This window comes from Streptomyces sp. NPDC018045 (assembly GCF_044327445.1).
GTDB lineage: Bacteria > Actinomycetota > Actinomycetes > Streptomycetales > Streptomycetaceae > Streptomyces.
This window is the reverse complement of sequence record NZ_JBIRFL010000037.1, coordinates 43,179-52,554: the sequence shown is the minus strand read 5'-3', so window position 1 is coordinate 52,554 and position 9,376 is coordinate 43,179. Positions and strand designations below refer to the sequence as shown.

Below are 9,376 nucleotides of genomic sequence, written 5' to 3'. Positions count from 1 at the left end.
CACCCCAAACCCTTCGTCTGGACGAAGACCGCCGACGAGATCCTCGACAAATTCGCCGCCTACTGCCACCGAATCTCTGACTCAGGTCACTAGGTAGTTTCTGATGGCTCTTGGACGGTGTCGCGGAGCCAGATGACGATCGCGGTGACGGTGAGGGTGTCGTTGAAGATGTAGTCGCGTTTGTCCTAGTGGCTGGCCACCGCCCGGAACTGGTTCCACTTGCTGACGCAGCGCGCAACCGCGCTGCGCCGCCGATACTGGGCCTTGTCGAAGGCGGGTGGCCGGCCACCCGCCGGCCACGGTTGAGGCGGTCGGCCCGCTGGTCATCCGGCTCGGCGATGGTCTGCCTTGATGCCCCGACGGCGCAGGTAGGCGCAGTTGTCACGGCTGGAGTACGCCTAATGGAACCCGAAGGTCGGTGCTGACGGCGGCGTGGGCGGCCGGGCCCGCGCCGGACCATGCGCAGCGTCTGAAGCACCGGCCAGAGCATGGGGCTGTCGCCCCGCTGGCCCGGCGAGGTAAGACCACCCGCGAGACCGAGCCCGGTGGCGGGCAGTCCGGCGGATCACGGGGCCCGGAGCGCTCGCCGGTAGGCGCCCGGGGTCGTGCCCGTTGCGGAGCGGAAGCGGCGGCGCAGGTTGACCGCGGAGGAGAGGCCGACGCGGGCTGCGATCGCCTCGACCGGCAGTTCCGTCTCCTCCAGCAGGGCGCGTGCTGCGGCCACCCGACGGGAGAGCAACCACGCACCCGGGCTCGTGTCGAGCTGGTCGGTGAAGCGCCGGGCCAGGGTGCGGGACGAGACACCGAGGTACGCGGCCAGGTCGGCTACCGACAGCGGTGTGCCGAGGCGCTCGTCGACCCACTTGAGCAGGCCGTCGAAGGCGTTCCCGGGCGGTGGGGGCGGCGCGTACGGCGCTCGGTCGGCCTCGTGGTGTGGCGGCAGCACCATGTGCCGCTTGAGCACAGCGGCGTACGCGGCCCCGTGATCCTTCCGGACGAGGTGCAGGCACAGGTCGAACCCGGCGCCCGCGCCGGCGCTGGTGGCGACGTCACCGTGATCCACGTAGAGCCTGTCCGGTTCCACGCGCACCCGGGGGAATTCACGCCGCAGTTGCTCGGCACGCGCCCAGTGCGTGGTGGCTGAGCGGCCGTCCAGTAGTCCGGTGCGGGCCAGTGCGAACACCCCGGAGCAGATCGTGACCAGCCGGGCCCCACGCGCGTGCGCCCGCAGCAGTGCCCGGCACACCGGGTCGGAGAGCGGCTCCTCCACCGGAAGCCAGCCCGGGACGATCACGGTGTCCGCGGTCTCCAGCGCCGAGAGGCCCTGCGACACGGTCATCGCGTACCCGCCCGTGGTCGGCACGGGACCGGGCGTCTCCGCGCACGTTTCGAATGCGTAGTACTGCGGCACCCCCGGCCGCTTCGTGCCGAAGACCTCGACGGCGCAGCCGAGCTCGAAGACCGACTGCACCGGCCGTACCAGAGCCACCACGCGATGCATGGCAGAAAAGTACCCCATGGCGTCATCACAGTCTCTGTCTGCCGCGGCCCGCGCACGGCACTGTTGCAGGCATGCACCCTGAAATCCTCGCTCAGGAGGGTTACACCTCCGTCTCTGTCGACGAATCCCCGGTCCGTGAGCTGTTCCCCGGGATCCGGCTGCGCCCCTTGTGGCGGGGGCCGACCGGCGCACACGCCAACGTGCTGGAGATGGAGGCGGGTACCTCCTGGCCGCACCGCGATGTCCACGAGCCGGGCCCGGAGGAGGTCTACGTGGCCGCCGGCACCTTCAACGACGGAGCACGCGACTACCCGGCCGGCACGTTCCTGCACGCCCCGGCCGGGTCGTGGCACGTACCCTCGACCGCCACCGGCTGCACGCTGTTCCTCTTCTACCCAGAGGGCTAGCTAGCCCTCGGCCGTATCCGCGTGGCCGGCCAGCGTCGGCGGGCTGCGCAGCGCCCAGGCGCGAGCCGTCCTTACTGCCACTTTCGGCCCTCGGGCCGCAGCCCGGCTGACCCGCAAGCGCCTGGCGGCGCTGTTGGCGGCGGGCAGGAATCGGACGGTGGAGGACGAGGCCGAGCGGCTCGGCGTGATCTTTTGCCGTCCGGTGATGCTGCTCGATCCCCGGGTGGAGGCCGCCGAGGCGTTGCGGATCGAGCACCTTGTCACTGTTCTGGACCAGGCTGTCCGGCGGGCCGACGACCTGGAGCAGGAGCTGGGCGACCGCTATGCCGCGCATCCGTTCCACTGGGTGGTCTCCCGAGTTCCGGGGATCGGCACGGTTCTCGGCGCCTATCTCCTGGCCGAAGTCGGAGGCATTCACCGTATGGGGTGAAGGCCCCCGCTCTCGGCCGGAGCGGGAGAGGCGGACGGACCGTGGCACACCGGAAGACAGCCCCGGGCTCTGAGCCCCAACGTGGGAATGGCCCCCAAGGGCCCGCCCGTCTCGTGCATCCCGCAAGCCCGCGGGCGGTGTGTAGAAAAGCTCTGTGCCTGTCCGAAACCGGCGACGCCCGGCCCCTGAACATGGGGCCGGGCGTCGCGCTTGTTCGCGTGTGACGCCTGCGAGGACAACCGTGTTGTTCCGTACGAGGTGCGGCGTGGCTCGCCAGGGGGTGGCGAGGACGCGTGCACCGCCCGCCGGGTCCTCGGCGCCCCGGCACGGCGGCACAGGGGGACGCACGATGGCCTCCGGAATCAGCGGGCCGCTGTGGCCTTGGCATGGGCTTGGGCGAGGTGCTGGTCGACGAGGGCCGGTGAGCCGGACACCACTACCAGCGTGCTGGCGTCACGGACCGCAGTCTGCTTCACCACGGTGTCGCGCCCGCCTGCGGAGAAGGTCATCAACTGGCTCCACCGCTCGTCGCCGAGCCGGGGCGAGTCCGACTTCTGTGTGGCGATGTCGACCGCGGTGCCGCCTACGAGAACCTGATACTTCGGGCAGCCGGTCATCGCCTCGAAGATCCGGCCGGTGCCGGTGGAGAGCTTGTCGGCGGAGTCACTGTACAGCTCCTCAGAAACCTCCGAGTCGCTGCCGCCGCCGTAGGCGAAGGTGGCCTTCGCGCGGTGGGGGAAGTCGAGCGAGCCTCCCCTGGCCGCGTCACCGCCGAGGCCGTTGAGGGCGGGACATCCGAGGACGGTGACGTCGTCGTGGTGGGCGGGCTGCTCGGGCTTACGGGCATACCCGGCGCCGAGGTCGCTCACGTCGAGCAGGCGCTCCTTCAGCGCGGCCGAAGACAGCGGAGCAGCGTTCCGGCTAGGGCTAGCCGACTTCCTGTTCTGTGTGGAGGGCGTGGAGGCGGGTTTGGCTTCGGTGGTGTGGGTGGAGCAGGCGGGCAGAGCGAGGATGGTGACGGCGGTGAGGCCGAGGGCGGCGGCGACGCGAACGCGCATGGTGGAACTGACCCCTTGGTGCTAGGCGACGGGTGGTCAGTACGGGCCCGGGGGCCCGGTGGGGTCGTAGGGATGGGGGTCAGTGGCCGAGGTGGCGCAGGCAGTCCTCGAACGTGGCGTGCGTCGCGTCCGCGGGGCCGGCGTGCCGGTTGTACCAGGCGGTGTCGAGGCGCGGCTCGTGCTGCTGGTGGCCCGCCCGGCAGCGCAGCCAGATTTGGTCGCGGGTGGACAGGACGAGCCAGTCCCGGTACGCCCCGCACCCGGTGCAGATGACCATCTCGCCGTCCAGGACGATCGGCTGCGCCCAGGGCATCATCCGGCCGTCGAGCTGGTCATGGCTGGGGACGCGCAGCCCCGGCGGGATGAAGTCGTCCACCAGCGCGGCCGGCTCAACGGGCTGCAGCTCGGCCCGCATCCGCTCGACCTCCGGCGGCACCCGGCCCTCCAGCCGCGCCCACATCTCGAAGTAGCGACGCTGCATCTCGCTGGATTCCGCCGTCCGGCGGCGGCGCATTCGTTCGAACACCTCGCACCCTTCCTCACCTCGTTCTGCATGCATCATGATCGTGCCCTAGTTCCACGGCTTGCTTCAATTCACAAGTCCCACAGTCACGGCCGCCCGCGCCGTGGCCCCGACCGCCCCGGTGCCCGCTGTGCGGTCTGGTAGGCCGAGGACTGTGGCGTGGGTGTGTCGATCACCTCGTCGCTGGTATCGGCGGGCAGGCCCGCGCTCCGCCGCAGCCGCCACACGAGGACGTCGCTGACGGAGTCCGCCGTGTCGAGTTCCCGTCGCCCGGCGGCGTGCGCGAGGAGGGCGGCCGGGTCGTGGCCGGCGGTCTCGGCATCGGCAAGGGTCGCGGCGAGCGCGTACCACCCAGGCTCGCTGAGGACCCGTTCGGCCAGCGCCGGAACGGCTTCGCGTAGCGCCGCTGTCTGCCGCTGGACCAGGGGGCGGCCCAGGCGCCGGCCACGCTGGTAGAGCACGCCGAGAGGTTGGGCCGCGGCTGCCTGGTAGGCGGAGCGCAGGTGTTCGGCGGCCTGGCGGGCAGCGGCTGCCTGCTGGGCGTGCCCCTTCTTCGCATGCCAGTGCACGGCGGCGGTGATGACGAAGAACAGCATGTCGATCGCCATCGCGGTCGTCGCACCGTCTTCACCGCGTCCGAGAGCTGGGCCGCTGTGGACGAGGTCACGGGCGGCCTGCCGCAGGCCCCCGTCGTGCCCGCGTTCCGCGCGGATGTGGGAGCGGGATGCGCGTTCGAACGCGAAGGCGGCATCGCGCAGGTCGCGGCTGCTGCTGGCGGGGGAGGTCTTAGCGAGTGCGTCCAGGACCTCGCCAGCCGCCGCGACGTGAGCGGAGGCGACGGCGTCGTCACCGTGCTCGATGAGCATGACCGCGGTCCAGGCGGCCGATGCGGTCCGCCGGCGTGCGCTGGAGGGACTGGCCGGAGCTGTGTGGAGGGGAGCGTCTGCTGCAACGTCCTGGTCGCGGGCGCCGGCGGACCAGCGTTCCCGAATCCTGGGCAGAGACAGGTCCGGGGCGAGGCGCGCGCCGGGGTAGAACACGGGCTCGTTGTCCTTGTTGCGGTCGTCGGGCAGGGCGACCTTGTAGCCGAGCAGGTCACCCGAGGGGGCCGCGCGCTTGCGGACCAGAAGGCCGGCGGCGGCCAGCCGGCCGAAGAACTCGTCCTCGCTGTGCGCACCGGCCACCGCCTGGCGCACGGTCTCGCGCAGTTCTTCCCGAGCAGTGCGCTCACGGCCCTGACGCTCGGCCTTGTGCCGCTCGGCGCTGGTCGGGCGTTTCGCGGCGGTGCCGTCGCCCTTGTTCAGACGGCGCAAACCCAGCTCCGCTTCGAGAATGCGCGCCTGGGACTGTACGCGGACGGCGTCATGGTCGAGGTCGGGCTTGTAGCCGTCCTCGCGGACGAGGGTGGCGACGATGTGGATGTGGTCGTCCGCATGCCGGACGGCCGCCCACCGACACCCCGCACCTTGCTCGGGGTCGTCGATACCGGCGGCGGCGACCATACGGCGGGCGACGTCGCCCCACTCCTCATCCGTCAGGACCCGGTCCTCGGCGCCGTTGCGGACAGACAGGTGCCACACGTGCTTGCTCGGCCGCTTTGCCTGGTCGGTGTTCTCGACGGGCTGGTCCAGGAGCCGTTGGAGCTGCTTGAGGGTGGCGGCCGCGTCGCGGCCGGGGTCGGGAGCATTGTGGTCCCAGGAGGCGACCAGGTGCGGGTCGGTATGCTCCTCGAACTTGCCCGGCCCGTACAGGTAATAGAGGAGGCCGATGGTGCGCTGCCCGCGCTTCTGGATCCGGGGGATCATGCTGCTGTCCTCAACCGATCAATCAACTGGGGTGCCCAGCGGGAGGGGTGTTCCGGCCCCTCGTGGCGGGGAGCCGCAAAACGGAGAGTGGATGGCGGCGCCTGCCTCTCACGCGCGAGCGGCGGTTGTCGGCCTCGGCGGCCCTCGGCAGCGCGTCCACGTCCGGCTTCGGCGGTCATTGGTGGTCTCGGACGCCCGCGCGACTACCTGCTGCCGGCGAAGCAACGGGGCGGCCAGGACCTGCGCGCCATAGCCATACGGCCAGCGGAAGCAGCGCGATCACTGTTGTTCCAGCAGGTGGTCGGTGGCCGCCTGCACGCGGGAGACGGTGCGTTGGACCGCGGCGATGACCGCGTCGATCTCCGTCGGCTGGCCACCGGAATTGATGGCGCGGGCTACCTGGTTGAGGTTGTTGCCGACCTGTCCGAGGTGGCGGCGGGCGGCGAACAGTTCGGCGACCAGCTCGCGATGGCCGGCGATGGGGGCGGCGGTGTAGTTGAGGTCGTGCGCGGCTGCGAGACCGCTGCGGGCCAGGAAGGCGGGCAGGCTCGTACGGGTCGCGCTTGCCGCGGCATCGAGCATGGCCTTCTCGCCGTGGTTCAGGCGGACGCTGCACACGTAACTACGTTTTCGTGCAGACGGCTTCGGTGGGCGCTTGCGCGCGGACTTCTTAGCATCGCGGCGCTTGCGCGGCGACGGCTTCTCCTCCGGCTGCGACCCGCCCTCGGTCGCTGCCTCGCGGACCAGCACCCCCTGGTGCTGGTCCGCACCCGCCACCCCCGGGGCGGGCTCAGGCCAGGACACCTTCCCCGACGGGGAAGAGTGTCTTGGCCGATAACTTGCTCGCCCTGAGACCGGGTTGGCGTCGATGTCGGGTTGCGGGGTGGAAGAGGGACCGTTCGGGCTCGTCACCGCCCACCGTCCCGTGCCTCGTGAGCGATTTCCAGGATGTCGCGGACGAAGTCGAAGGAATCGTCCGCGTCCGCCAGGTGGTGGATCCGCTCGCCGGCCGTGATCTGGGCGAACCACTGCCCCTCGGGGCCGTCGACCGCTGGATGGAGCAGACCGTACGGGAGGGTAGGGTGCAGGAATGCCCAGGTCAGGGGGCTTTCGAACTCCTCGGGTATGGCTGTATGTGTCATGGCAATTTCCTTCATTGCAAGGGCTGGTGGCCCGGCACGGAGCCGGGCCACCAACGGCTCAGGGCTTTGAGCTGCTGCTTTTTCGGGTCAGCCGCACTCGGGACAGCGCCCGACGTGGCCGCTGAGCGCGCGGGCCATCCGTGCTTTCGTTGATGCGGCGTGTCTCGCGCTGGACTTCGCCGCTGGCCTTCCGGCGTGCCGCTCGGAGTGAGCGGCAAGGAAGCCGATCTCCCGCTCGTACTCCTCACGGAGGGACGCGAATCGCGGGCAGGTCTTCATGGGGTGCTGCTCCTTGTCGTCGTGGTGCTTGCTTCGCTCCGCAGATGCTGCAGGACGAGGCTCAGCCGGTCGTTTCGGCCGCCTTTGAGGCCCTCGCGCCCGAGGATCTCCCGTAGCTGGACTCGGGTGACGGCCTCGTTGCCGTCCCGTTCGAGCAGGGCCGGGACGTGGGGACGGACCTGCTGGACGAGCTGCTCCACGGACTGTTCCGGAACGCGCGGCGGACGCTGCGTCTGCTGGCTATGAGACTGGCCACCACGCTTGTTCTTGGCCTTCGTGGTCGGCTTACGCCTCAGGGGGACCCTGTGTTCCCGGTCCCTGGTGGGTTCGGTCCCCGTCTTGGTGTCGGTCGGTTCCCGGTCCCTGGTGGGTTCGGTCCCCGTCTCGGTGCCGGCCAGCCCCCGGGGCGATACCTGGGCCTGAGCCGGCACTTCAATCGCAGAGCGGGGGGTCCCCGCGCTACCGCCGGGCCCCTCGTCGGGTTCCGTCTTGCCGGGTTCGGTCTCCGTTCCGGTCCCCAGCTTGTTGTCCCCGGAATCGGGGACCGGTCCCCGATTCCCGACCGTGTCGGCGGGAACACGGGGACCGGCCGTGGGGGCCGGCGCGCTCGGGGTCTTCTGGAAGGAAGCCGTTGCGGCCGTGTCACTGCCATGCTGCGGGGACCAGGGCGAAGGCAGCGGGACCGTGGCGAGCGCGAGTGCGTGCCGGCGGGCGGCGAGTAGGTCGAGCATCTGCGTGCGCTGGAGAGGGTCGGTGCCGACCGAGGCACTGCCAACCGCTCTCGACAGCCGCCGGGTGAGCCGCCGGCCGCGCCAGCTCCGCTGTTGCTCAGGTGTGCGCTCAGCGAGGCGGGCGGCCAGGGCGACCGCGCGGGTGGTGGCCCGGTCGCGGGTGATCTGCGCGGCGTCGCGGTCTCGTGCGGCGATGCCGAGGCGGGACAGCAGCCGCTCGCGTGTCTCCCGTCCCAGCGTGGCGATCAGTCCGTGTGAGGTGGCCCCCGGAGTACGCAGGCGTAGTTCGATGCCCATGGCCTGGTGCCACAGGACAGCGGCCATGATCGGGCCGACGAAGGCCCTGACGGTGCCGCCGATGGGGCCGCTCTCGGCGTAGGCGGGGATCACCTGCACTCCGGTGATGACCCAGACCAGTGTGCCCGGCAGTCCGGGCGCGCCCTGTATGGCCAGGTTCTGCCGGGCCATTAGAGCCGTGGCGTAGAGGGCGAGTTCGGCGACGGCGAACAGTGCCGTCCGCTCGGCGGTGCCGTTCATGCCGAGGTAGTCGGCGGCGAAGGCCCAGCTCGTGTCGGCGCTGTACGCGGTGCAGCCGAGTGCGGCCAGTGCGGCGACCTTAACGGCCGGGCTGCCGAGACGTTTTTGCGGACGTGTCTCCCGGCGCCGGAACGCCCAGCCGGACAGCACCAGAGCGAGGGTGGCGGATACGCCGATCGTGAGGGTGAGTGGAAGGTCCGGAGCGGCACCGAGGGACAGGACGGGGTGGGTCATGCGGCCTTTCCGAGAGGGGCGGGCGCCGAAGTCGACGTCACCGGATGGGACACCGGCTGACGCGTGCCGGGCTTGACGGGCACGTCGCCGGGGTGCGGGGTTGGCTTCTTCCGCTTGTTCTTGGGCCTGGGCACGCCGTAGGTGCGGTCACGGTCGAAGACCTTGTTGGCGGCCTGCCGCAGCAGGTCACGGGCGTGCTTGTGGCTGATCTGCAGAGCGCCGGCGAGCCGGTCGGGGCGCCATCCCCGGACGTAGGCGTGGTCGATGACGACCTGGCGTTCGGACTCGGTCAGATGCACGTCGCGTCCGTTGAAGAATGCGATCACGCGCCGGTAGTCGAGGCGCTGGGGTAGCCCGTCGTGCCAGGGACGTCGCTCGGCCTCGGTCAGCCCGCCCCATACGCCCTCCTTGAGAACGTTCTCCAAGGCGTAGTTGAGGCAGTCGCGGCGCACCGGGCACAGGCCGCACATCTCCTTCGCCTCGGTGATGGCCTCATGGTCCCGGGGCAGCGGGAAGAACACGGCGTCGGCGTCCTCGGGGTCCATGCCGTGGCACACACCGCGGCTGTGCCAACTGGTGTCGCTAATGCCGCGCAGGCTGGTGGCCGGGGCTTCGTGGGTGGTGATGTGGCGCAAGGTGGTCTCCGATGTGCTGCCGCGTCGGACCGGTCGGGACCGGCGGCGGACGGACGCGGCGTCGGGGCGGCTGCGGCGCAGGGCGGGCGCCGCA

At 70.9% G+C, this 9,376-nt stretch carries 11 protein-coding genes; 2 read left to right on the top strand and 9 right to left on the bottom strand.

Translation table 11 applies throughout. The features are described from left to right. Nucleotides 1-565: 565 nt before the first annotated feature. Nucleotides 566-1,501 (bottom strand): GlxA family transcriptional regulator, encoded by a 936-nt coding sequence (locus tag ACH4EB_RS36135; RefSeq protein WP_398352631.1) that lies wholly within the window; start codon nucleotides 1,499-1,501, stop codon nucleotides 566-568. 71 nt (nucleotides 1,502-1,572) lie between these two features. Between ACH4EB_RS36135 and ACH4EB_RS36130 the strand changes: the two genes are divergently transcribed. Together ACH4EB_RS36130 and ACH4EB_RS36125 are read left to right on the top strand one after the other, a co-directional pair. Beyond that, nucleotides 1,573-1,908, top strand: a complete 336-nt coding sequence (locus ACH4EB_RS36130; RefSeq protein ID WP_398352630.1) for a cupin domain-containing protein — start codon at nucleotides 1,573-1,575, stop codon at nucleotides 1,906-1,908. A gap of 157 nt (nucleotides 1,909-2,065) precedes the next feature. Continuing rightward, complete coding sequence (locus tag ACH4EB_RS36125) at nucleotides 2,066-2,338, top strand: hypothetical protein (protein ID WP_398352629.1); 273 nt, start codon at nucleotides 2,066-2,068, stop codon at nucleotides 2,336-2,338. A gap of 362 nt (nucleotides 2,339-2,700) precedes the next feature. Here ACH4EB_RS36125 and ACH4EB_RS36120 read toward each other — a convergent pair whose 3' ends face one another. From ACH4EB_RS36120 to ACH4EB_RS36085, 8 genes are all read right to left on the bottom strand, one after another. After that, the gene (locus tag ACH4EB_RS36120; protein ID WP_398352628.1) at nucleotides 2,701-3,396 is read right to left on the bottom strand and encodes a hypothetical protein; all 696 of its coding nucleotides are present in this window, start codon (nucleotides 3,394-3,396) and stop codon (nucleotides 2,701-2,703) included. A 79-nt stretch (nucleotides 3,397-3,475) separates the two neighbouring features. Beyond that, the gene (locus tag ACH4EB_RS36115; protein ID WP_398352627.1) at nucleotides 3,476-3,922 is read right to left on the bottom strand and encodes a hypothetical protein; all 447 of its coding nucleotides are present in this window, start codon (nucleotides 3,920-3,922) and stop codon (nucleotides 3,476-3,478) included. 83 nt (nucleotides 3,923-4,005) lie between these two features. Continuing rightward, nucleotides 4,006-5,724, bottom strand: a complete 1,719-nt coding sequence (locus ACH4EB_RS36110; RefSeq protein WP_398352626.1) for a relaxase/mobilization nuclease domain-containing protein — start codon at nucleotides 5,722-5,724, stop codon at nucleotides 4,006-4,008. Nucleotides 5,725-6,003: 279 nt separating this feature from the next. Then, a complete protein-coding gene (locus ACH4EB_RS36105; RefSeq protein ID WP_398352625.1) occupies nucleotides 6,004-6,528 on the bottom strand; it encodes a plasmid mobilization protein in 525 nt (174 codons plus the stop codon). 104 nt (nucleotides 6,529-6,632) lie between these two features. After that, nucleotides 6,633-6,866 carry a hypothetical protein gene (locus ACH4EB_RS36100; protein WP_398352623.1) on the bottom strand — a complete coding sequence of 78 codons (234 nt, stop codon included), beginning with the start codon at nucleotides 6,864-6,866 and terminating at the stop codon, nucleotides 6,633-6,635. An 87-nt stretch (nucleotides 6,867-6,953) separates the two neighbouring features. Then, nucleotides 6,954-7,145 (bottom strand): hypothetical protein, encoded by a 192-nt coding sequence (locus tag ACH4EB_RS36095; RefSeq protein WP_398352622.1) that lies wholly within the window; start codon nucleotides 7,143-7,145, stop codon nucleotides 6,954-6,956. Further along, nucleotides 7,142-8,647 (bottom strand): hypothetical protein, encoded by a 1,506-nt coding sequence (locus ACH4EB_RS36090; protein WP_398352621.1) that lies wholly within the window; start codon nucleotides 8,645-8,647, stop codon nucleotides 7,142-7,144. The genes ACH4EB_RS36095 and ACH4EB_RS36090 overlap by 4 nt, the downstream gene beginning before the upstream one ends. Continuing rightward, entirely contained in the window at nucleotides 8,644-9,282 is a 639-nt protein-coding gene (locus ACH4EB_RS36085; RefSeq protein WP_398352620.1) for a WhiB family transcriptional regulator, read from the bottom strand. The genes ACH4EB_RS36090 and ACH4EB_RS36085 overlap by 4 nt, the downstream gene beginning before the upstream one ends. Between the last annotated feature and the right edge of the window lie 94 nt (nucleotides 9,283-9,376).

Excerpts from the sequence above, each read along its gene's own strand:
- ACH4EB_RS36135 (WP_398352631.1), bottom strand. The coding sequence starts at position 1,501 with ATGCATCGCGTGGTGGCTCTGGTACGGCCGGTGCAGTCGGTCTTCGAG.
- ACH4EB_RS36130 (WP_398352630.1), top strand. The coding sequence starts at position 1,573 with ATGCACCCTGAAATCCTCGCTCAGGAGGGTTACACCTCCGTCTCTGTC.
- ACH4EB_RS36120 (WP_398352628.1), bottom strand. The coding sequence starts at position 3,396 with ATGCGCGTTCGCGTCGCCGCCGCCCTCGGCCTCACCGCCGTCACCATC.
- ACH4EB_RS36110 (WP_398352626.1), bottom strand. The coding sequence starts at position 5,724 with ATGATCCCCCGGATCCAGAAGCGCGGGCAGCGCACCATCGGCCTCCTC.
- ACH4EB_RS36100 (WP_398352623.1), bottom strand. The coding sequence starts at position 6,866 with ATGACACATACAGCCATACCCGAGGAGTTCGAAAGCCCCCTGACCTGG.
- ACH4EB_RS36095 (WP_398352622.1), bottom strand. The coding sequence starts at position 7,145 with ATGAAGACCTGCCCGCGATTCGCGTCCCTCCGTGAGGAGTACGAGCGG.
- ACH4EB_RS36090 (WP_398352621.1), bottom strand. The coding sequence starts at position 8,647 with ATGACCCACCCCGTCCTGTCCCTCGGTGCCGCTCCGGACCTTCCACTC.